Raw genomic sequence first — 22,152 nt, 5'->3', positions numbered from 1 at the left:
TTCGCGAACCTAGCACACGCTCGGTGACTCCAGATTCGAGACAAAGGTCTCTCACTTCCCTCTCAAAGCGGTTCCGCCGAGCCGCAGCACGACCAGTCTCGCGCCGACCGGCGCACCCGTCTGCTCGGCGACGCTGGAGCCGCCCGCGACGACCGCGACGTACTGGCGGCCGGCCGCGCGGAACGTCAGCGGCGCGCTGCCGAAGGCGAGCCCGATCGCCCCGCGCCAGAGCGTTCTGCCCGTGTCCGCGTCGAAGGCGTAGAGGAAGCCGTCGTCGCAGCCGCTGAAGACGATCCCGCCCGCGGTCGCAAGCACGCCGCCGGCCAGCGGCGCCGGCAGCCGGCGGCGCCATCTGACGCGGCCGGTCGCGTCGTCGAGCGCGACGAGCGCGCCGCGCGCCGCTCTGCCCGGCACGACGCGCGCCTCGCCGCCTCCGACCCGCACCGCTCTGCCGCTCTGCGAGTGGGCGCCGCGCCGGTAGACCATGCACATCACCGCCGCGCCCTGGAAGATCGTCCCGCCGCGCGGGTCGTGCGCGGCCGGTCCGTAGGCGACGCCGCCGAGCGCGCCGGGGCAGATCGTCGTGCCGGCGCGCGTCGGCCGCGGACGCCGGGCCGGCTGCGGGATCAGCTGCGTCGGCGGCGCCAGCTCTCTGCCGCTGGCCGCGTCGCGCAGCCAGTAGCTGCCGGACTTGTTGGCGTGGCCGACGACGCGCGTCGCGATGCCGTTGACGTCGGTCTCGTAGACCAGCGGCGGCTGCCCGCCGTCGTAGTCCCAGACGTCGTCGCAGACCTCGGTCGCGCCCCAGCGCAGCCTGCCGTCGCGCGCGTCGAGCGCGACCATCCCGCTCGTCCACGGCTCGCAGCCGCGTCTGCCGCCGGTCAGCGCCGGCGACGGGTTGCCGGTGCCGGCGTAGACGGTTCCGCCGCTGACCGTCGGCGGCATCCAGACGCGCCCGCCGCCGCGCTCTCTGGGAACGGTGTGGAAGCGCCACAGCTCGTGCCCGTCGGCGGCGTCGAAGGCGGCGACGAAGCCGCGCGTGCCGGCCGGGTCGCTGCCGGAGCCACCGACGACGAGGCGGCCGCCGTCGTAGGTCGGCGGGCCGGCGCCCGTCACCCCAGGCTCGCCGGGCGCGATCGGCACGCTCCACAGCTCGCGCCCGTCGTCGGCGTCGAGCGCGACCAGCCGCGCGTCCCAGGTCTGCAGGTAGACGCGGCCCTGCGCGACGGCGACGCCGCGGTTGACCGGCACCTGCCCCTCGGCGGTCGCGGTCAGCAGGTCGACCTGCGGCGTGTAGGACCAGCGCCGCACGCCGGCGGCGGCGTCGAACGCGACCACCTGGCCGCTGTCGGTGGTGACGTAGAGCGTCCCGCCCGCGACGACCGGGAAGCTCTCCCACAGCGTCGTGTCGTCGCCGGGCTGCCACGACCAGGCGAGCCCGAGCCTGCCGACGTTCGCCGTGCTGACCTCGGCCAGCGGCGAGAAGCGCGACTGGTCGTCATCGCCGCCGAAGCGCGGCCAGGCGACGTCGGCGCCCGGCTCCGGGGCAGTCGTCGTGCGCGACTCGCCGCTGCCGCAGCCGGCCGCGCCGAGCGCGGACGCGAGCGCGACGACCGCGGCCAGCGCCGCCGCCGTCGCGCCGCGTCGCATCGTCAGTCGTCCGCCGACGGGTTTCTCGGCGCTCTTGCCGGGATCACTCTTCTGCCGTCGAGCTTGAGGACGGTGAAGCGCGACCCGATCGGGCCGAAGTCGTTGGACGAGGTGAGGCCGGAGCCGCCGGTCGCGACGCCGATGTAGTCGACGCCGTCGATCGTGTAGAGCACCGGCGCCGCCGCGCCCGCCAGGCCGATGTTGGCCTTCCACAGCTCTCTGCCGTCAGCGGCGTCGAAGCCGTAGATCCAGCCGAGCTGGTCGACGGTGAAGACGATGTCCGCGCCGTTGACCATCGCGCCGGCGCCCATCGGCGTCGACATTCTCTTGCGCCAGATGAATCTGCCGGTCTTCATGTCGACGGCGGAGAAGCTGCCCGACGCTCTCCCGTCCTGCGGGAACGTGCGCGTGCCGCCGAATCTCGACTCGCCCGGCAGTCTCTCGTCGGAGACGGCGAGCATGAAGCAGAAGTCGATGCCGGAGACGTAGACCGCGTCGACTCTCGGGCTGTACGCGAGCGGGTCGTACTGCGAGCCGCCGAGCGGGCCGGGGCACTGCAGCGTCGGCGTCGTCGTCGGCTTGCTGCGCTGCTGTCTGACGAACGAGAGGCGGTCGTGGACCTGTCTGCCGGTCTCGGCGTCGAGCATCACCAGCCAGCCGGACTTGCCGGCCTCGGCGACCATCCGCTTTCTCTCGCCGTCGACGACGGTGTCGAAGAGGACGACCGGCGAGGCGGCGTCGTAGTCCCACAGGTCATGCGCGACGACCTGGTGGTGCCAGACGTATCTGCCGGTGGTCGCGTCGAGCGCGACGAGCGACGAGGTGTAGAGGTTGTTGCCCGGCCGTCTCGTGCCGACGATCGCCGGCGACGGGTTGCCGGTGCCGAAGATCACGCGGTTGGTCTGCGTGTCGATCGTCGGCGCCATGTAGACGGTGCCACCGCCGGTGTCTCTTCTGCGCCAGCCCTGACCGACCGGCGGGATCGTGTCGAATCTCCACACCTCTCTGCCGGTTCTCGCGTCGTAGGCGGCGACGAAGCCGCCGACACCCTGGTCGGAGCCGGAGTTGCCGACGTAGACGAGGCCGTTGTAGACGGTCGGCGACATCGTCTCGTAGGCGCCGGTGCGCGGGTCGTCGACCTGCGTCGAGAAGACTTCCTCGCCCGTCGCCGCGCTGACTGCCTTCAGTCTGCAGTCGAACGTCAGCATGTAGACCTTGCCATCGGCGACCGCGACGCCGCGGTTGACGACGATGCCGTAGCCGCCGACGCCGCTGGAGAGCGAGAAGTCGACCTTCGGCGCGTACTTCCACTTCACTCTGCCGGTGGCGCCGTCGAAGGCGTAGATCTCGTTCGTGCTGGTGGTGACGTAGGCGACCCCGTCGACGACGATCGGGAAGGCCTCGTTGAGCCACTGGTTGCCGCCCAGGTCGGAGTGCCACGCCTCGCCGAGGCGCGAGATCGTCTCCTCGTTGATGCTGTCCTGCGGCGCGTAGCGGGTGTTGTCGCGGTCGCGGCCGAAGACCGGCCAGTCGCCGGGGTTGAAGCCTTCGTCGGGAGCGCTCCCGGACCCGCCGCTGCTCGCGGTCGTGCTCGCGCTGGTGGTGGTGCCGTTCGCCGCGGAGGTCGTCTTCGCGTCGTTGTCGTCGCCGCCGCAGGCGGACAACGTCAGCGCCAAGGCGCCAAGCACGGGCGCGATCCACCGGAGTGTCCCGCGCGGGCTGCGGCGGGCGTGATTTTCCATCTTCTGGTTCTCCAAATCTGTGACGCCCGTCGAAGCCGGGACAGCCTGCGAGAACGTGCGTCGAAAGCGCGGCGAAGGCTACCATTGGCCGGTGGCCCACCCCCGTTCCGTCCCCGGCGCCGGAGCGCTGCTCCAACGCACCGGACGATGGCTGGTGGCCCCGCCGGAGGAGGTCGTGGAGCTGAAAAGGGAGGATTCCCTCCGCTCCGCCTCGCCCTCTCGCAGCGTCCGCGTCCACGGCGACGCCGGCCCTCCCGGCACCCGCGCGCGCAGCGAGTCCGCCGATCGCGCCAAACGCCCCGCCGCCCCAGCGCGCGACGGTTCCGCCCGTCGCGCCGGACGCCCCGCCGCCCCAGCACGCGACGGTTCCGCCCGTCGCGCCGGACGCCCCGCCGCCACCGCACACGGCGACTCCCCGCTCGCCGACGCGCTCGCCGCCTGGGCCGACGCGCTCGCCCACGCTCGCCGGCTGGCGCTGCTGCGGCGGGCGCTGCTGCTCGCGCTGGCGACGGCTGCGCTGCTGCTGCTCGCGCGGGTCGCGTTCGGCGGCCCGCCGCTCATCGCGGCCGCGATCGTGGCTGTCGGCGTGGGCGCGGCGATGCTGCTGCCGCTCGCCCGCCGCCGCCCGTCGCCCGCCGCCGTCGCCCGCCTGCTCGACCGTCGCCTCGGCCTGCACGAGACGGTCGCGACGGCGTGGGAGCTGGAGCGCCGCAGCCGCCGCGCGGCCGCCGGCGCGGGCCTGCCCGGGCGCGACGCCGCGCCCAACCCGCTCGCGGCGCAGGTCGTCGCCGACGGCGAGCGGCTCGTGCGCGAAGCGCGCGCGACGACGCGCGTGCGGCCGGCGCCGGCGCGCGGCGAGTGGGCGCTGCTGGCCGGCGGCGTCGCCGTCGTCGCCGGGCTCGCGCTGGCCGGCGCACCCGCCGGCAGCTCCTCCGACCGCGCACCCGTCCGCGCCGACGCAGGCGCCGGCTCCTCGGCGCAGCAGCCGGCGAGACCCGGCACGCGCACGACGCTGCCGACCACGCCGACGACTCCCGGCGCGACCGCGACGACGCCCGCCGGCACGCCGCGCCCGCCGGGCACGCTTGGCAACAGCGGCCCGACGAGCGCCGCCTCCAACGGCCGCGACGCCTCCGGGATCGCGATCCGCCGCCAGCCCGCGAGAGCGGGCGATGGCACGCGAGCGGCCGGCAGAGGCAGCGGCAGCGGCGTGAACGGCAGCGCCGGGACGGGCGCGCGCTCCGGCACCGGCGCCGGCAGCACCGCCCGCAGACGGACGCAGTCGTCGGTTGCGCCGCAGCCGGCCGCCAGCCTGCCGTCGCCGAGACAGGTGAAGGAGTTCGCCGCGGAGGGCCGCAGAGCGACGGCGCCGCTGGCTGCGGGAGCCCCGTCGCGCAGCGGCAGAGCCGGCGGCGACGGCGCCCGCGGCGTCGCTCGCAGCGGCACCCGGGGCGCCGGCAGCCAGACCGGCCGCAGCGGCTCCGGCACCGCCGCCCGCCCGACGACCGGGGCTGGCGCCGAGCGGCTTCCGCTGCGCCTGCTGGCGGCCGGCGGCGGCGACCGGCGCGGCACGAGCGCCGGCAGAGCCGGCGCCGACGGCAGCGGCAGAGGCGCCGCGCGCGTCCAGGGCGGCGTCAGCGGCGGCAGCGCCGGCGGCCCGCTCGAGCTGCCGTTCGTGCCGACGACGGTCAACGCCGTCGCGCCCTACCTGCGCGCGCTCGTCGCCGCCTACTTCCCGCCGCGGTGAGCCGCCCCGCCCTCGCCGAGGCCTCCGTCCCCGATGTCTGCGGCTCCGTGTACCCCAGGAGTGCACAACGCCGCAGACTTCCCGCCGGGAGCGCGCGATGAGCCTGCTGGCGCCGTGGTGGCTGGCGGGGCTGCTGGCGCTCGTGCCGCTGCTCGCGCTGCATCTGCGGCGGCGCCGGCGGCAGCTCGAGGTCGACAGCCTCATGCTCTGGCGCGAGCAGGCCGGCACGCTGCCGGCGCGGCGGCGCGCGCGGCTGGTGCCGTCGCTGCTGCTGGTGCTGCAGGTGCTGATCGTCCTGCTGCTGGTGGCGGCGCTGGCGCGGCCGACGAGCGGTGGCGGCACGCCTGCGGCCGGCGCGGCGCCGGCAGTCTTCGTGCTCGACGACTCCGCCGCGATGGCAACGCGCGACGTCGCCCCTGACCGCCTGACCGCCGCACGCCGCCAGCTCGATGCCCGCCTCGCCAGACTTCCCGCCGCAACCCCGGTGACGATCGTCCTCGCAGCCGCCACCCCGCGCCTGCTCGTCAGCGCCGTCAGCCCCGCCGACGCCCGCGAGGCGCTCGCCGGCGTGCGTCCGCGCGCCGCCACGAGGGCGTCCGGCACAGGCGCCGCAGCGCGCGCGGATGCCGACACGGGAGCACCGACCGCCACGACGCCGCGCGCCGACCTCCGCCCCGCACTCGCGCTCGCCGCGGGCCAGCTGCATCGGCGCGGCGGGGCGATCACGCTCTTCCACAGCCGCGGGACGACGCCGCCGCCGGTCCGCGCCGACGGCGTCACGTACGCGGCGGTGGCGATCGGCACGGCCTCACCCGACGACGTCGCCCTCACCGACGCCTCCGCCCGCTGCGCCCCCGCCGCGCCCGCCGACGCCTCGCCCGCCGCGCCCGACCCCGCGCCCGGCGCCTCGCCCGCCCCCGCCTGCACGGTCTTCGCCGCCGTCCGCAACGACGGCACGAGCACGGTGCGGGAGCGGCTGGCGATCGAGCGGGACGGGCGCGAGACGGCCGCGCGCGAGCTGACCGTCGCGGGCGGGGAGCGGGTCGAGCTGTCGTTCGCGGCGAGAGCCGGCGAACGGCTCACGCTGCGGTTGACGCGCGCCGACGCGCTCGCCGCCGACGACGCCGCGACCGTCACCGTCCCCGGTGCCGCCGTGCCGACGAACGTCACGCTCGTGAGCGACCGGCCGGCGACCGCCGCGCTCGCCCGCGCCCTGGCGGCGACGCCCGGCGTGACGCTGCGTGTCGTCGCCCCCGGCGTCTACCAAGGGGACGCCGCCGCGCGCGCCGACCTCGTCGTCTTCGACCGCTGGCTGCCTGACGGAGGGCTGCCGGACGCGCAGGCGCTGCTTCTGGTCGCGCCGCCGCGGCTGCCCGGCGGGAGCGTCGGCGCGCCGCTCGCCGATCCGGTCCTCAGCGGCCTGGACGGAGCCGACCCGCTGCTGGCCGGCGTCGACCTCGACGGCCTCGCGCTCGCCGCCGGCGCCGCCCGCGGCACCGTCCTGCCGCAGTCGCTGCGCGCGATCGCCTGGGCGCCGGGCGGTCCCCTGCTCGCAACCGGAGCGGAGCCCGGCGAACGGCCCGCGCAGACGACGCTGATGACGTTCGACCCAGCCGCCTCGACCCTGCCCCAGCTGGCCGCGTTCCCAGCACTGCTCGCGAACGTCGTCGCGGCCGCGCAACCCGCCGCCGCCACGCCCGCCGCCCCCGGCGCGGGTCCCTCGCCCGCGGACGCGCTCAACGCGGGCGCCCCTGGCGGCAGCGCCGCGCCCAACGCGGACGGTCTCGCCGGCAGCGCCGCGCCCGCGCCGGACGCCGCCGGCGCCGCCTCGCCCGCCGGCGCCGCGCGACCGCTGACGATCCGCGCCTCCGACGGCGGCGGGCCGCTGCCGGCGCCGCCGCACGCGTGGTGGCCGTGGCTCGTCGCCGCCGGTCTGCTCCTGCTGCTGGCCGAGTGGTCGTACCCGCGCTGGTCGCGCCGCCGCGAGGAGGTCGCCACGTGACCCGCTCCCGGCTCGCCGGGATCCTGCGCCTCGCCGCCGTGCTCGCGCTCGTCGCGGCGCTGGCGCTGTCGTTCGGCGACACAAGCGACGAGACGCCGACGCTGCTGCTGCTCGACCGTTCCGAGAGCGTCGCGAGCGACCCTGCCGCCGTCGCCCGCCAGCAGGCGTGGGTCCGCGCCGCGATCGACGAAGGCCGCTGCGGCAGACCGTGCCGCGTGATCGCGTTCGGCGGCGATGCCGAGTTCGAGGGCGTCGATGCGACGGCGGCCGCCGGCCGCCCAGGCGCGACGACGCCCGACGCGACCGACAGAGCCCCCGCCGCGCCTGACGCCGCCATCCCCGCGCCCGACGCCACCACCCCCGCACCCGACGCCACCGACCTCGCCGCCGCGCTCCGGCTCGCGACCGGTGCCCTGCCAGACGGCGGCCGCGCGATCGTGCTCTCCGACGGCTTTGCCACCGACGGCGACGCGCCCGCGGCGGCCGCACGAGCGCGTGCCGCGAAGGTCCACGTGGACGGCGTCCCGCTCGCCGGCGCCGCCCCTGGCGCGACCGCCCGCCCCGACGCCGCCGTCACCCGTCTCGCCGTGCCGTCGCCGCTGCGCGCGGGCGACGCGCTGACGATCCAGGCGACGGTCCGCAGCACGGTCGCGGGCAGAGCGACGATCCGGCTCGCACGCGACGGCGCCGCCGCCGGCAGCGAGCCGCTCACGCTCAGACGCGGCGACAACCCGCTCGTGCTGACGTACGACGCGCCGCCCGAGGGCTGGCACGCCTACCGGCTCACGGTCGACCTGCCCGGCGACGCCGTCCCCGCCAACGACACCGCCTACGCGACGACGCGGATCGCGCCCGCCCCACGGGCGCTGATCGTCGGCAGCGCCGGCGCGCTCCCCACCCAGCTGCAGAACGCCGGCATCGCGTCGACCGCCGCCGCGCCGCAGGACATCAACGCCGCGACACTCGCCGCAAGCGACCTCGTCGTGCTCGCCGACCTGCCGGCGAGAGCGCTCAGCGGCGCCCAGCAGCAGGCGCTCGCAGATGCCGTCCGCGACGACGGGCTCGGCCTGCTCGTGCTCGGCGGCGAGCACAGCCTCTCGCTCGGCGGCTGGGCCGGCACCCCGCTCGACGCGCTGCTGCCGGTCGCCAGCCTCAGACCGGGCGGCGTGCGCAGACGCAGATTGGCGCTGCAGCTCGTGCTCGACCGCTCCAGCTCGATGAACGACCTCGCCGGCGGCGACCAGCCGAAGATCGCGATGGCACGCGCGGCGGCCCGCTCCGCCCTGCGGCTGACCGCGAGAGACGAGAACGAGCTGGGGATCGTCACCTTCGACGCCGCCGCGCGCGACCTCGTCCCGCTCCAGCGCACGACGACCGCGAACGCCGGCGCGATCGGCGAGCTGGTCGACAGGCTCGACGCGGACGGCGGCACGAACGTCCTGCGCGGGCTGGAGCGCGGCGTCGCCCAGCTGGAACGCAGCTCCGCGCCGGTCAAGCACCTGCTGCTGCTCAGCGACGGCGTCTCGGAGCCGGCCGACTACGCGCCGCTGCTGAGACGGATGCGTGCCGACAGAATCACGCTCTCGACGGTCGCGCTCGGGCAGGACGCCGACGCCGAGCTGATGCGCAGACTCGCGCGATCGGCCGGCGGCCGCTTCCACGCGGTCCCCGACGCCCGCAGACTGCCGCAGGTGTTCGCGCAGGAGGCCCGCCGCAGCGCGCCGTCGGTCGCGGCGCGCGGCGAGCTGCCGGTGCGCGAGACGGCGGCGAGCCCGCTGCTGGCCAGCCTGCAGCAGGGCGCGACCCCGCCGCCCGTGCGCGGCACCGTCCTGACGAGACTGCGCCCCGACGCGCTCGCCCCGCTGAGCGCGACCGTCAACGGCGTGACGGCGCCGCTGCTGGCGCAGGGCCAGGCCGGCCTCGGCCGCGTCGTCGTCTGGACCCCCGGCGCGGGCGCCTGGGCCGGCGACTGGCCGGCGACCGCGCCGCGGCTGCTGCCCGACGCCGCCCGCTGGAGCGCGAAGCCGGTCGCGACGCCGCCGCTGACGCCGCTGCTCGACGGCGACCGGCTCGTCGTCGACCCGCTTGCGACGAGCGGCGAGCCACTCGACCTCGCGACCGTGACCGCAACGGTCCGCGCGCCGGACGGCTCCACCCGCACGCTCACGCTCCCCCAGGTCGCCCCGAGCCGCTACGCCGCGCCGCTGGCGGCCGCCGGCGCCGCGTCCGCGGGAGACGGCGCGACCTCCGCCGGGGACGGCACGACCTCCGCGGGAGACAGCGAGTCCTCCGCGGAGGACGGCGCGGCCTCCGGCGAGGACGCGCACCCCGCGCCCGGCGTCTACGCCGTCGCCACCGGCGACGGCTCCCAGGCCGCCGACGCCTACCTCCCCGTCCAGTACGCCGCCGAGCTGGCGCCGCAGCCGGCCGACGCCTCGCAGCTCGGCGAGCTGGCGAGCGCGGGCGGCGGGAGCCTGCTCGACCCCGCCGACCCGCACACCGCGCTCGCGCCCGACCCCGGCGCGCCAGCCTGGCGCTGGCTCGTCGCCGCCGCGATCGCGCTGCTGATCGCCGCCGTCGCCGCCCCGCGCCTCCCGCGCCGGGCCCAGGCGCGATCCCGCCGCCGCTGAACCCCGGTCGATCACTGTCGTTTATCGACAGCGAACGACCGCAGCTCCGCCCTCAGCCCGGCTTCCGCGCGACCAGCACCGCGAAGCAGTGGTCGCCGAACGGCGCGTCGGCGTCGGCGAAGCCGGCCTGCTCGAGCCAGGCGATCTGGTCGGCGACCGTCGCCCACTGGTCGACCTTCATCCGCTCCTCGGAGGCGGCCCATTCCTCGGCCGTCGTGCCGAGCCGGGCGCTCTCGGCTCTGTGCCAGGCGCGATAGCGGGCCTGGATCGCCGGCGTGCGGCCGAGCACCTGCTCGGCGTTGACGAAGATCCCGCCCGGCCGCAGCGCGGCGAGGATCCGCGCGAACAGCGCCTCCTTGCCGGCGTCGTCGAGGTGGTGGATCGCCAGCGCGGAGACGATCGCGTCCCAACCCGCGCCGCGATCTGCGTCATCCGCGCCGCCGTCTGCATCATCCGCGCCGCGATCTGCGTCATCCGCGCCGCCATCTGCGACAGACGAGCCGCGCTTTGCAGCATCCGCGCCCGGCAGCGGATCGGCCAGGTCGCCGATGACGAACGTGGCCTCTGCGCCCGCCGCAGCGAGCCGCGAGCGCGCCTGGTCGAGCATCGCCGGGGCGCCGTCGACCAACGTCAGCGCCGCGTCGGGGAACGCCTGCAGGACGAAGCCCGACAGCAGCCCTGTGCCGGCGCCGAGGTCGAGCACCGCGCGCGGCGGGGTGTCGAGCTCGGACAGCGCGCCGACGGCCGTGCCGTAGAAGGCGTCGAACGGCGGGATGAGGCGCTGGCGCAGCGCGTCGGCGTAGCTGCCGGCGTGCGACTCGAAGACGGCGCTCGTAAAGGACGTCGCTCTGTTCGTCATAACTGACAATTGTACACGATCACAAACAGATTGAAGAGGAGGTATCGTCTCCGCTCATGCCACCCGCCTCTGCCACCACCGCGCCTGACATCGCCGGCACGAAGAAGCTCCTCAACATCGTGCTCGCCGTCGGCATCGCCGATCTGATCCTCTTCCTGGTGCTGATCTACGTCGCCTTCATCGATCGCAGCGACAGCGCCGTCAGCGCGATCGGCCCGATCCACGGCATCGGCTTCGTCGCCCTCCTCGGCCTCACCGCCAAGGGCGCCGTCGACGGCCGCTGGGGCTGGTGGTTCCCGGCGATCACGCTCGTGACGACCGGCCCTCCCGGCTCGATCATCGGCGACCTGATCCTGCGCAAGCAGCTCGCCGAGCAGCACCCCGAGGTCTGACCCTCCCCGCAGGGCCCGAGCCCCCGGGCCCGCCCCGCCCCGCCGCCGGCCGACCGACCGCGAACGGCCGAGCCCAGCCCGCCCCGCCGCCCGCCGAACGTGAGCGGCGCCGCCTCACCCCTCCGCGCGCCGCGCGTTCGCAGCGACGACCGCGGTCAGCAGCGCGACGATCGCCAGCGCCCACGGCAGCGTCGTCGCGTCGGCGACGAAGCCGAGCAGCGGCGGCCCGGCCAGCAGCCCGAAGTAGCCGGCCGCCGAGACGGCCGCGATCGCCGGCCCGGCGTCCATGTCGCGCGCGTGCCCGGCGGCGCTGAACAGCAGCGGCACGCCGTTGGCGGCGCCGAGCCCGGCCAGCAGCAGCGCGACGAGCGCGAAGCCGGGCGCGCCGACGAGCAGCATCGCGGCGACCGCGACGGAGGCCGTCAGCGCGCCGAAGCGCAGCAGCGTGACGCCGCCGACGCGCCGCTTGAGCGCGTCGCCGAAGGTCCGCCCGCACGCCATCCCGCCGGCGAAGGCGCCGTAGCCGATCGCCGCCAGCGAGGCGCTCGTGCCGAGGTCGCGGTCGAGGTAGAGCGCCGACCAGTCGGTCAGCGCGCCCTCGCACATGAAGAGCGCGAAGACGAGCGCCCCGATCACGACGACCGCCCGCGACGGCCGCACCCGCCCGCGCGCCCCCGCGCCCGCACCCGCGGCGGCGGGCGCACCGGCAGAAGCGGGCGCGCCGGCGGCGGGATCGCCCGACGCGGCAGCGTCCGCCGCCGACATCTCCCCCATCCGCGGCCCCGCCACCAGCCCCAGCACGAGCAGCACGACCATGAAGACCGCCGCCGTCGCGCGCGGATCGGCGCCGAGCGCGTGGCCCACAGCGGTCGCGCCGGCACCGGCGAGCCCGCCGAATGACCAGCCGGCGTGCAGCGAGGACATCACCGCCGTCCCCATCGCCCGCTCGACCGCGACGCCGTGCGCGTTCATCGAGACGTCGATCAGCCCGACGCAACAGCCGAACAGGAACAGCGCCAGCGCCAGCTGCCAGACCGTCGAGGCCAGCAGCGGCAGCACGGCCGCCGGCGGCACCAGCAGCGCCCCGAGCCGCGTCATCGCCCGGCTCGGCCGCCGCTGCAGCTCGCGCCCGGCGAGCGGCATCGTCAGGACCGAGCCGGCGGCCATCGCCAGCAGGCAGAGGCCGAGCGTGGTGGTGGAGGCGTCGAGGCGGTCGCGCACGAACGGCACGTTCGCCGCCCAGACGCCGATCACGGCGCCGCTGACGAAGAACATCACCGCCGTCGCCAGACGCGGGCGTTGCGTGTCCATCGCCGCTCACAGTGGCACAGCTCGGTCGCCCGACGCCGCTGACGAGCACGGCTTACGCTCGATTCGAGCGAGCGCCGCCCTGTCAGCTTCGGGACGCCCGCTTCAAGCAACGGCCCGCCCCGGCCGATCTTGCAAAGGGGCAGCTTCCACGGAAGGACCGACTTGCGGCACAACATCACGGGGGCACCGCTGCGGCAGCTGCTGGCCGTCGTGACGCTCGCCGGGCTCGCGCTGCTGTTCGTGCAGGCGCTGACCGACTTCGGCGGCTCCTGGGCGGACCTCTCGATCGACGACGGCGTCTACTTCGCGCTCGAGCTGGGCGGCGCTGTCGCCTGCCTCGTGCGCGCCGCGCTCGTGCGCGACCGGCGGCCGGCGTGGATCTGCATCGGCATCGCGATCCTGATCTATTCGGCCGGCGACGCGATCTGGGGGATCGCGTTCGAGAGGGACCACATGCCGTGGACGGCCAACCTCAGCTACATCCTCTTCTATCCGTTCAGCCTCGCCGGGATGGCGCTGCTGCTGGCCGACGGCCGCGACCGCGTCGCCGCGCGGCTGTGGGTCGACGGCCTGATCGGCGGCCTCGCGGTCGGCGCCTACGCGCTCGCGTTCCTGTACGAGCCGGTGCTGTCGGCGAAGTCGGTCAGCTCGGCGGAGACCGCCCTCTACCTCGGCTTCCCGCTCGCCGACCTGCTGCTGATCGGCTTCGTGCTGACCGCCTTCGCGACGCAGGCGTGGCGGCCGGGCGGCGTCTGGATCCTGCTCGGCGTCGGCATAGCGATCTTCTTCTCGGCCGACATGCTGTTCGCGTACCAGAGCGCGCGCGGCAGCTTCGACGACGACTCGATCGTCTCGGCGCTGTGGCCGTTCGCGCTCGTCACGTGGGGCTGGGCGGCGTGGCAGCCGTGGCGCCCGCGCGAGGTCGAGAGCAGCTTCGGCTCGCAGGCGTTCGCGATCCCGTCGGCGTTCGCCTGCCTGTCGGTCGCGCTGCTCTGCTTCGGCCAGTTCAACGACCTGCCGACAGCCGCGATCGTGCTCGCGACGAGCGCGCTGCTGGTCGCGACCGGTCGCGCCGGCTGGACCTTCCGCGAGTACACGCGGCTGCTGCGCACGACCCGCAGAGAGGCGCTCACCGACGGCCTCACCGGGCTCCCCAACCGCCGCGCGCTGATGGCCGACCTCGACCGCGCCGTCGCCCTCTGCGCCGCCGACGCGCGCCGCCGGCAGACGCTCGCCTTCTTCGACCTCGACGGCTTCAAGGGCTACAACGACGGCTTCGGCCATGCGGCCGGCGACATGCTGCTGGACCGCCTCGCGACCCGCCTCGCGCAGGCGATCGACGGCCACGGCCGCGCCTACCGGCTCGGCGGCGACGAGTTCTGCATCCTGCTCGACGAGGCCGCGACGACCGACGCGCCGATCGTGCAGGCGGCGGCCGAGGCGCTGCGCGAGCAGGGCGAGGGCTTCGACGTCGGCGCCTCCTGCGGCCTGGTCGAGATCCCCGGCGAGGCCGACTCGGCGACCCACGCGCTGCAGCTCGCCGACCAGCGCATGTACGCGGCCAAGGACGATTCGCGCCAGTCGAGCCGGCGCCAGACCTGCGACGTGCTGCTGCAGGTGCTGCGCGAGCGCGAGCCCGACCTGCACGAGCATCTGGAGGGCGTCGCGGCGCTGGTGGTCGGCGTCGCCAGGCGGCTGGGGCTGACGGCCGAGCAGGTCGACGAGGTCGCGCGCGCGGCGGAGCTGCACGACATCGGCAAGATCGCGATCCCTGACGCGATCCTGCACAAGCCCGGCCCGCTCGACGCGGGCGAGTGGAGGCTGATGCACGAGCACACGGTGATCGGCGACCGGATCCTCGGCGCGGCGGCGGCGATGCGGCCGGTCGCGGCGATCGTCCGCTCAAGCCACGAGCGCTGGGACGGCGGCGGCTATCCCGACAGGCTGCGCGGCGAGCAGATCCCGCTCGGCGCGCGGATCGTCGCGGTCTGCGACGCCTACGACGCGATGGTCAGCGAGCGGCCGTACCAGGGCTCGCTGCCGCATCTCGACGCGCTCGCAGAGCTGAAGCGGTGCGCGGGGTCGCAGTTCGACCCGCGCGTGGTGGAGGCGTTCGTCGCGACGATCGCCTCCACCAGGCCAGAGGTGCTGACTACGCCTTGACGGCGGAGATGTCGAGCGCGAGCTTGACCTTGTCGCTGACGAGCATGTTGCCGGAGCCGAGCGCCTGGTTGAACTTCATCTCGAAGTCGCTGCGGTTGATCTGACCGGTGACGGTGAGGCCGACGCGGGTGTTGCCCCACGGGTCGACGTCGGAGCCCTCGAGCACGGCCTCCAGCGTTATCGGCTTCGTGATGCCGTGGATCGTGATGTCGCCGTGGATCTTGAAGGTCTCCTCGTCGACGGCCTCGATCGAGGTCGACGTGAAGGCGATCTGCTCGTGCGTGGCGGCGTCGAAGAAGTCGGGCGAGCGGAGGTGCTCGTCACGCTGCGCCTCGTTCGTGTCGACGGAGGCGACCTGAACGGTGCCGGTCGCGGTCGCCGTGCCGTCCTCGCCGATCGTGAGGCTGCCCTGGAACTCCTTGAACTTGCCCTTCACGGTGGCGATGCCCATGTGCTTGACCTGGAAGCCGACCTCCGAGTGAGAAGGGTCGACGTTCCACGTGCCGGTGGGGACGGAGAGAGCGGTGGCGGACATGTGATGGTTCCTTCCTTGCTTCAGTGACGGGGTCGAACTGATTGCGTGATCAACAACGTATCACAAGTGATTGTGCACGCAACTGTTATCCTGCTTCACATGGCACTCACCCCCTCACCCACCACCCCGCTGCCGCTGCCGGCAGACCTCGGGTCGCTGGAAGAGGCCGAGGGGTCCGTCTGCGGCGCGAGCGACTGGCAGCGGCTCTCCGACCACGAGAGCGGCGCCTGGCACGGCTTCCTGCAGGCGCACGCGGAGATCCAGGTCGAGCTGGAACACGAGCTGCAGACCGCCCACGGCCTCTCCTTCAGCGACTACTTCGCGCTGCTCGCGCTCGAGAAGGCCGACGGCGGCAGCCTGCGCATGCACGACCTCGCCAAGCCGGTGCGGCTGACGCGCTCGGGCCTCACGCGGCTGGTCGAGCGGCTGGAGCGGCTCGGCCTCGTCGAGCGGCGCCCCTGCCCCGACGACGCGCGCGGCACCGAGGCGAGCCTCACCGAGGACGGCCGCGCGCTCGTCCACGCCGCCTCCGCGACCCACCTCGCGGGCGTGCGCCGGCGCTTCCTGACGCTCTTCTCGCAGGACGAGCTGCGCGTGCTGGCCGAGCAGTTCGGCCGTCTGGCCGCGTAGCCAGACACCGCGGTTGACAGCCCGTCGACTTTCCAGTCTGATGGACGCGGGGCCGGATTCCGTATCCGTCATGGGGAGAGATGCAATGCCGTCACGCCTGTCCGCGCTGCTCGCCGCAGCGCTCGTCGTCCTGGCCGCGTCCGCGCCGTCGTTCGCGGCCAGCGGCGCCTACGTCTCGCTCGGCGACTCGTACACCGCCGGGCCGCTGATCCCGAACCAGAGCCTGTCGCCGCTCGGCTGCCTGCGCTCGGACCGCAACTACCCGCACGTCGTGCGACCTGGGCTGACCGACATCGCGACCTTCCGCGATCCGAGCTGCTCGGGCGCGACGACCGACGACATGGCCAACAGCCAGGGCGTCACGCCGGGGCCCAACCCGCCGCAGTTCAACAGCCTCACGACCGACACGCGCGTCGTCACGCTCGGCATCGGCGGCAACGACATAGGCTTCAGCTCGATCGTCCAGAACTGCGCCAGACTGAATCCCTTCGACCCCTGCAAGGACGACTACGTCATAGGGTCGACCGACCTGATCGCGAACAGAATCGCGGCGGCGCGGCCGAAGGTCGACGCCGTGCTCGACGGGATCGCGGCGCGCGCGCCGAGCGCGAAGGTGTTCGTCGTCGGCTACCCGACGGTGCTGCCGGCGACCGGCAACGGCTGCTGGCCGACCGTGCCCGTCTTGCCGACCGACACCTCGTACCTGCGCACGAAGGTCGCGCAGCTGAACGCGATGCTGGCCGCCTCCGCCGCCTCCCGCGGCGACATCTACGTCGACACGGCGAGCTCCAGCGTCGGCCACGACTTCTGCAAGAGCGCGAGCGTCAAGTGGGTCGAGGGAATCGTCCCCGTCAACACCGCGGCGCCGGTCCACCCGAACCAGAACGGGATGGCCAACACGGGCGCCGTCGTGCTCGCGGCGATCGTCAGAGCGGGGTACTAGAACCGGTCTCTGAGCAGCGCTTTCGCGGCGGCCTCGGCCAGGAGGCCGCCGCCTGATGCGCCATCGGGAGCAAGCGCGTCTCAGGAAGCTTGGACGCCTGGCCCAGGGAACTTTCCCCTCACGAGCGCATCATGCTGTCCATGCAGACCACTTCACCCATCCGCCGCTACGTGATCGTGCGTCACCGTGATCACGGCTCGTCGGCCTCGCGCTGGAGCATGGAGCGTGTCGCTCCCGCTGCGCGCGAGACGGCAGCCGCGCCGGTGGCCGCGCCGCGCCCTCGGCCGCAGGGCGCGCGCGCCGAGTAGCCGCGACCCAAGCAGTCCGCGGTCCCTCGAAGCTCACCCGGCGCTCCTGGCGTCCCGCGCACCCTCGGCCGGGACGGCTGGAGCGCCGGGCAGAGCCTTTCCTCAGCTCAGCCCGAGCGTCTCCGGCACCGGCACGTCGGGCGTGCGCGCGATCCAGCCCGCCAGCCCGAGCAGGTAGACGCCGGGCGGCATCATCCCGGCGCGCTCGTGCTCCGCGGCGGCTGCGACGACGCGGTCGTACTCGTCCAGCAGCTCGACGATCACGCGGCAGTGGGCCGCCTGCTCGGAGTCGGCCGGGACGGCGCAGGAGAGCCGCGCGAGGCTCAGCATCTCCGGGTTCTGCGCGCCGGCCGTCAGCTGGCCGAACGCCGCGGAGATGTATCCGCTCACGCGATCCAGCAGCACGTCGACCGCGATCTTCGTCACGCCCGAGGGCTGGCCGCCGTCGAGCGGCTCCTCACCGTCGAGCAGGCGCTGCATCTGCTCGCCCATCACGAGCCGGATGCGGGCGTCGTCGAGCCCGGCCTGGCGGGCGAGGCGGACCATCCCGAGCGCCGTCGTCGAGGTGCGGCCGTAGGGCGCGTCGCTGGCGAACAGGATCTGCCCGGCCGGGACGGTCGCGAACAGCGTCAGCAGGTCGGCCGGCGACCACCACGAGGTGTCGAAGTAGAGGTTCGGCAGCTCCTGCGCCTGCCGGCCGATCCAGGAGAGGTCGCTGATGCCCGCGTGCGCGAGGATCAGCCGCACGCCCGGGTAGCGGGTCGCGACCTGGACGGCGTGCGCGCCGAGCGACGGGATCCCGCGGCCGGCGTGGACTATCACCGGCACCTGCCGCTCGTGCGCGATCGCCCAGGTCTCCTCCAGGCGCGCGTCGTCGAGCTGGAACTCCTCACCGCGCGGGTGCAGCTTGAGGCCACGGGCGCCGGCGTCGAGCACGCGCCGCGCCTCCTGCGCCGGCGATCTGGCCGGGTCGACGCGGCCGAGCGCGGTCAGGCGGCCGCCCGACTCGGCCGCGGCGGCGATCGCGAGGTCGTTGTAGTGCGGGTAGCCGTCCGGCTCTCTCAGCGGGAAGACGACGCCGTCGGCCTCCGACTGCTCGAGGTGCGCGATCAGCTCGGCGGCCGAGCAGCGCATCGTGTCGGGGTCGTGCTCGCCGATGTGCGTGTGCGCGTCGACGACGTGGACGGCGGCCGCGTCGCCGCCGTTCAGCTCGCCGCGGGCGGCGCGCCACCAGTCGACGAGCTGCGGCGCGACGTTCAGGTCGGGGCGCGCGCCGCCGTCGGGACCGCTCACGAGCCGGGGAGCCGGTCGCGCAGCTGCGCGAGCTTGGAGCGCCTGCGGGCGCGGCGCTTGAGCGAGAAGGCGAGCGCGCCGGCGGCGAAGGCGGCGAGGCCGGCCAGCAGCGGCGCGCGCGAGGGACCGCTCGTCGTCGGCGCGGCCAGCTGGACGCTCGTGTCGCCGTGATGGCGCGGCGCCGGCATCGCGAACTCCTCGGCCGCGAGCACGTCGTGGGGCTCGGCGGCGCCGTCGGGCTCCGGCGGCAGCTCGATCGGGCCCTGCTCGTGGATCGCCGCCTCGGGCGACGGGCCGGGGAACTCCTCGGCGGCGAGCACGTCGTGCGGCTCGCCGGAGTCGTCCGGCCGCTCGGGGATCTGGGGCTGCTCGTGGTCGCTCATCGTGTTCCTGATCTTTCCAGATCGGAAGCGCCGCAATCAACGCTTCCGAAAACTCTCCCCCACACGGGTCGCCGTGCAAAACTTGAGGGGGCTTGACTCACATCACGTGACAGGGGCTATACTCGCTTACGCATGGTAAGTCCTTCGACAGGAAGTGACGCAGCGACATGAGCCGACTCTTGCTCGTCCCACTGGAAGACGCGGTCGTCTTCCCCAACATGACGCTGTCCCTCGCCGTCGACGTCGGCGACGAGGAGCGCGTTCTGCTCGTTCCCAAGCACGAGCACGCGTTCGCGAGCGTCGGCACGGTCGCCGACGTCGTCGAGCACGTCCGCCTGCCCGGCGGCGCGCGTGCCGTGACCCTCAACGGCCTCTACCGCGGCGTCGCCGGCGCCGCCCACACCGCCCCCGACGGCAAGCTCTACGTCGAGGTCGACGAGCGCCCCGACCCGGAGCCGATCGACGGCCGCACCCGCCACCTCGAGCGCGAGTACCGCGCCGTCGTGGAGGAGCTGCTGGAGCTGCGCGGCGACGACGGTCGCATCCAGGCGTTCGTGCGCGCGATCAGCGAGCCCGGCACGCTCGCCGACACCGCCGGCTACTCCCCCGACCTGACCTTCGCGCAGAAGGTCGAGCTGCTGGAGCAGCTCGACGTCACCGAGCGGCTGGAGCTGGCGCTCACCACGCAGAAGGAGCGGCTCGCCGAGCTGCAGGTGCGCACGCGCATCCGCGACGACGTCCAGAACGGCGCCGAGAGACAGCAGCGCGAGTACTTCCTGCGCAGACAGATGGAGTCGATCCGCAAGGAGCTCGGCGAGGACGACGCCAACGTGATCGAGGAGTACCGCTCCAAGATCGAGGCGGCCGGCATGCCCGAGCACGCGCGCGAGCAGGCGGACAAGGAGCTGGGCCGGCTGGAGCGGCTCGGCGAGCAGTCGGCCGAGGCCGGCACGATCCGCACCTACCTCGACTGGCTCGTCGCGATCCCGTGGAACAGAACGTCCGACGAGAAGCTCGACCCGGTCGCGGCCCGCGAGACGCTCGACGCCGACCACGCCGGCCTCGACGACGTCAAGGAGCGGATCACCGAGTACCTCGCCGTGCGCAAGCTGCGGCAGGAGCGCGGCATCAGAGAGGACAAGCGCTCTGGGGCCATCCTGACGCTGATCGGTCCCCCCGGCACCGGCAAGACCTCGATCGGCGAGTCGATCGCGAAGGCGACCGGGCGCGAGTTCGTGCGCATGTCGCTCGGCGGCGTCCGCGACGAGGCCGAGATCCGCGGCCACCGCCGGACCTACATCGGCGCGCTCCCGGGCCGCCTCGTGCGCGCCCTGCGGGACGCCGGCACGATGAACCCGGTGATCATGCTCGACGAGGTCGACAAGGTCGGCGCCGACTGGCGCGGCGATCCCTCGGCGGCGCTGCTGGAGGTGCTCGACCCGGCGCAGAACCACTCCTTCCGCGACCACTACCTCGACCTCGAGCTGGACCTCTCCGGCGTGCTGTTCCTGGCGACGGCGAACGTCGCCGACTCGATCCCGGGCCCGCTGCTGGACCGCATGGAGGTGATCCGCTTCGACGGCTACACGACCGCCGAGAAGACGGCGATCGCCCGCGGCTACCTGTGGAAGCGGCAGCTGGAGCGCAACGGCCTGCGTGAGGACGAGGTCGAGATATCCGACGCGCTGCTGGAGCAGCTCGCGACCGAGTACACGCGCGAGGCCGGCGTCCGCCAGCTCGAGCGCACGCTCGGGACGGTGCTGCGCAAGACCGCGACGCGGATCGCCAGCGGCAAGGCGCAGGCGCCCGTGACGATCGACCTCGACGCCGTCCGCGACGCGCTCGGCCGCCAGAAGTTCTTCCAGGAGGCGGCGATCCGCACCGCGGTGCCGGGCGTCGCGACCGGCCTGGCGGTGACCGGGACCGGCGGCGACGTGCTGTTCGTCGAGGCGGTCAGAATGCCCGGCAGAAGCGGCCTCGTGCTGACCGGCCAGCTGGGCGACGTGATGAAGGAGTCGGCGCGGATCGCGCTCTCCTACGTCCGCGGCCACGCGGGCGAGCTGGGCGTCGACGAGCACCTCTTCGACGAGCACGGCGAGTTCCACGTCCACGTGCCGGCCGGCGCGATCCCGAAGGACGGCCCCTCCGCCGGCGTGACGATGGTGACCGCGTTCACCTCGCTGCTGACCGGCCGGGCGGTCAAGCACACCGTCGGCATGACCGGCGAGGTGACGCTGCAGGGCCGCGTGCTGCCGATCGGCGGCGTCAAGCAGAAGGTCCTGGCGGCCCACGCCGCCGGCCTGACCGACGTGATCCTGCCCGAGCGCAACCGCGGCGACCTCGACGACGTCCCCGCCGACGTGCGCGAGCAGATGACGTTCCACTTCGCGATGACCGTCGACGAAGTGCTCGCCGTCGCGCTGGAGCCGGCCCGCGCCGGCGCCACCGCCTGAGCAGGCTCTCGTGGGGAGAGGCGGCGCCGGCCTAGCGGGCCGGCGCCGCTGCCGTGCCGCTGGCTGCCGCCTTGCGCGCTCTCGCCCGCTCGGCCGCCTCGAGGATCACCGCTTCCCAGACGTGGAGGTTGCTGAGCGCCGTCTTCGTCTCGGCCCAGCGACGACCCCGCAGCGCCAGCACTCTGCGGCGGTACTCGTCGAGGAACAGCTCCTCGATCGCCTGCTCCCAGCCGTCGTCGGGCACCAGCCGCCCACCCTCGCGCTCGCCGAGCCCGAGATACGGACCGACCGGCGAGGCGAGCCACGGCACCCGCGCGTAGGCGTATTCCTTGACCTTCACGTCCGAGCGCGCGCGGTTGAAGGCGGAGTCCGTGAGCGGCGCCAAGCCGATGTCGAAGTCGGCGACGTAGTTGCCGAGCAGGTCGTATCTGACATGGCGCTCGTACTCGTAGCGGTCGGATCTGATGCCGAGATCGACGCCGACCGTCGTGAAGTAGATGCGCGGATGACGGTCGAGCAGGCGCGTCGCCACGCCGGCGAGCCCGAGCCGCTCGACGTCAGCCTGGTGCTCGGAACCGCCGACCCAGCCGACCACGACGACGCCGAGCCCGATCGCAGGCACCGCCGCCGTGTAGAGCGGCGGCAGGTAGTTCTCGATCACCTCGACGCGCTCGGCTCCGGCCTGCTCGAAGTAGGCGGCGATCGGGGCGCTCGTCGTCGTGACCACGTCGGCCAGCTTGAGCGCGCGCGAGACGTCGCGATGGCGGTCACCGGAGCCTTTGCCAGCTCCGCGCGTCACCTTGCGCGCCTCGCGCGGATCGTGCGCCAGCACGAGCGAGTGGTTGTCGTCGTCGTCCCAGACGACGCCGATCCCCGCGTCGCGCACCTCCTGCATCGCCTGGCGCGCTATCTGGTCGCGGACGCGATAGAAGTAGACGACGTCGTACTCCAGCAGCGGGCGGAAGTCGAAGTTGTCGATGTGGATCAACGAGACCGAGTGCCCGCGCTGCTTGAGATCGGCAAGCGGGCGCGCACGATAATTGCTGTTGGCTATCGAGAAGTCGGCGACGGCGGCAATTCTCATCGTTCAGCGATCATCGCTGAACGATTT

General features: G+C 74.3%; 16 protein-coding genes. 8 read left to right on the top strand and 8 right to left on the bottom strand.

Annotated elements, in window-relative coordinates; translation table 11 throughout:
• Positions 1–51 precede the first annotated feature (51 nt).
• Positions 52–1,650, bottom strand: coding sequence for a PQQ-binding-like beta-propeller repeat protein (locus tag Q7L73_RS00855; RefSeq protein ID WP_304691191.1), 1,599 nt, complete (start codon positions 1,648–1,650; stop codon positions 52–54).
• A 2-nt stretch (positions 1,651–1,652) separates the two neighbouring features.
• Positions 1,653–3,338, bottom strand: a complete 1,686-nt coding sequence (locus Q7L73_RS00850) for a PQQ-binding-like beta-propeller repeat protein (RefSeq protein ID WP_304691190.1) — start codon at positions 3,336–3,338, stop codon at positions 1,653–1,655.
• Positions 3,339–3,546: 208 nt separating this feature from the next.
• Between Q7L73_RS00850 and Q7L73_RS00845 the strand changes: the two genes are divergently transcribed.
• The 3 genes from Q7L73_RS00845 to Q7L73_RS00835 all read left to right on the top strand — a co-directional run bounded on the left by Q7L73_RS00845 (position 3,547) and on the right by Q7L73_RS00835 (position 9,771).
• The gene (locus Q7L73_RS00845) at positions 3,547–5,139 is read left to right on the top strand and encodes a hypothetical protein (protein WP_304691189.1); all 1,593 of its coding nucleotides are present in this window, start codon (positions 3,547–3,549) and stop codon (positions 5,137–5,139) included.
• Positions 5,140–5,236: 97 nt separating this feature from the next.
• The gene (locus Q7L73_RS00840; RefSeq protein ID WP_304715470.1) at positions 5,237–7,141 is read left to right on the top strand and encodes a VWA domain-containing protein; all 1,905 of its coding nucleotides are present in this window, start codon (positions 5,237–5,239) and stop codon (positions 7,139–7,141) included.
• Positions 7,138–9,771 carry a VWA domain-containing protein gene (locus tag Q7L73_RS00835; protein WP_304688189.1) on the top strand — a complete coding sequence of 878 codons (2,634 nt, stop codon included), beginning with the start codon at positions 7,138–7,140 and terminating at the stop codon, positions 9,769–9,771. The genes Q7L73_RS00840 and Q7L73_RS00835 overlap by 4 nt, the downstream gene beginning before the upstream one ends.
• A 52-nt stretch (positions 9,772–9,823) precedes the next feature.
• Here the strand turns inward: Q7L73_RS00835 and Q7L73_RS00830 are convergent, their stop codons facing one another.
• Positions 9,824–10,630 carry a methyltransferase domain-containing protein gene (locus tag Q7L73_RS00830; protein ID WP_304688187.1) on the bottom strand — a complete coding sequence of 269 codons (807 nt, stop codon included), beginning with the start codon at positions 10,628–10,630 and terminating at the stop codon, positions 9,824–9,826.
• A 56-nt stretch (positions 10,631–10,686) separates the two neighbouring features.
• Between Q7L73_RS00830 and Q7L73_RS00825 the strand changes: the two genes are divergently transcribed.
• On the top strand, positions 10,687–11,022 hold the full coding sequence (locus tag Q7L73_RS00825) for a DUF3817 domain-containing protein (protein WP_304688185.1): 336 nt from the start codon (positions 10,687–10,689) through the stop codon (positions 11,020–11,022).
• A 114-nt stretch (positions 11,023–11,136) separates the two neighbouring features.
• Here the strand turns inward: Q7L73_RS00825 and Q7L73_RS00820 are convergent, their stop codons facing one another.
• Positions 11,137–12,333, bottom strand: coding sequence for an MFS transporter (locus tag Q7L73_RS00820; RefSeq protein WP_304688183.1), 1,197 nt, complete (start codon positions 12,331–12,333; stop codon positions 11,137–11,139).
• A 162-nt stretch (positions 12,334–12,495) separates the two neighbouring features.
• On the opposite strand from Q7L73_RS00820, the gene Q7L73_RS00815 reads away from it, so the two are divergent.
• On the top strand, positions 12,496–14,496 hold the full coding sequence (locus Q7L73_RS00815) for a diguanylate cyclase (RefSeq protein WP_304688181.1): 2,001 nt from the start codon (positions 12,496–12,498) through the stop codon (positions 14,494–14,496).
• Here Q7L73_RS00815 and Q7L73_RS00810 read toward each other — a convergent pair.
• Positions 14,486–15,031 (bottom strand): YceI family protein, encoded by a 546-nt coding sequence (locus Q7L73_RS00810; RefSeq protein ID WP_304688179.1) that lies wholly within the window; start codon positions 15,029–15,031, stop codon positions 14,486–14,488. The two genes, Q7L73_RS00815 and Q7L73_RS00810, sit on opposite strands and share 11 nt — an antisense overlap.
• Positions 15,032–15,130: 99 nt before the next feature.
• Here Q7L73_RS00810 and Q7L73_RS00805 point away from each other — a divergent pair, with 99 nt between their 5' ends.
• Both Q7L73_RS00805 and Q7L73_RS00800 read left to right on the top strand, forming a co-directional pair.
• Positions 15,131–15,661: a MarR family winged helix-turn-helix transcriptional regulator gene (locus tag Q7L73_RS00805; protein ID WP_304688178.1), complete on the top strand. Its 531-nt coding sequence runs from the start codon at positions 15,131–15,133 to the stop codon at positions 15,659–15,661.
• Positions 15,662–15,746: 85 nt separating this feature from the next.
• Positions 15,747–16,604, top strand: a complete 858-nt coding sequence (locus Q7L73_RS00800) for an SGNH/GDSL hydrolase family protein (RefSeq protein ID WP_304688175.1) — start codon at positions 15,747–15,749, stop codon at positions 16,602–16,604.
• A 410-nt stretch (positions 16,605–17,014) separates the two neighbouring features.
• Here Q7L73_RS00800 and Q7L73_RS00795 read toward each other — a convergent pair whose 3' ends face one another.
• The gene (locus Q7L73_RS00795) at positions 17,015–18,205 is read right to left on the bottom strand and encodes an amidohydrolase family protein (RefSeq protein ID WP_304688173.1); all 1,191 of its coding nucleotides are present in this window, start codon (positions 18,203–18,205) and stop codon (positions 17,015–17,017) included.
• The gene (locus tag Q7L73_RS00790; protein ID WP_304688171.1) at positions 18,202–18,588 is read right to left on the bottom strand and encodes a hypothetical protein; all 387 of its coding nucleotides are present in this window, start codon (positions 18,586–18,588) and stop codon (positions 18,202–18,204) included. Before Q7L73_RS00790 ends, Q7L73_RS00795 begins: the two co-directional genes overlap by 4 nt.
• A gap of 167 nt (positions 18,589–18,755) precedes the next feature.
• Here Q7L73_RS00790 and lon point away from each other — a divergent pair, with 167 nt between their 5' ends.
• Entirely contained in the window at positions 18,756–21,041 is a 2,286-nt protein-coding gene (gene lon, locus Q7L73_RS00785; protein WP_304688169.1) for an endopeptidase La, read from the top strand.
• A gap of 31 nt (positions 21,042–21,072) precedes the next feature.
• Here the strand turns inward: lon and Q7L73_RS00780 are convergent, their stop codons facing one another.
• The gene (locus Q7L73_RS00780) at positions 21,073–22,125 is read right to left on the bottom strand and encodes a hypothetical protein (protein WP_304688167.1); all 1,053 of its coding nucleotides are present in this window, start codon (positions 22,123–22,125) and stop codon (positions 21,073–21,075) included.
• Positions 22,126–22,152 lie beyond the last annotated feature (27 nt).

Source organism: Conexibacter sp. CPCC 205762, assembly GCF_030646155.1.
Lineage (GTDB): Bacteria > Actinomycetota > Thermoleophilia > Solirubrobacterales > Solirubrobacteraceae > Conexibacter.
This window is presented reverse-complemented; position numbering and strand designations above follow the sequence as displayed.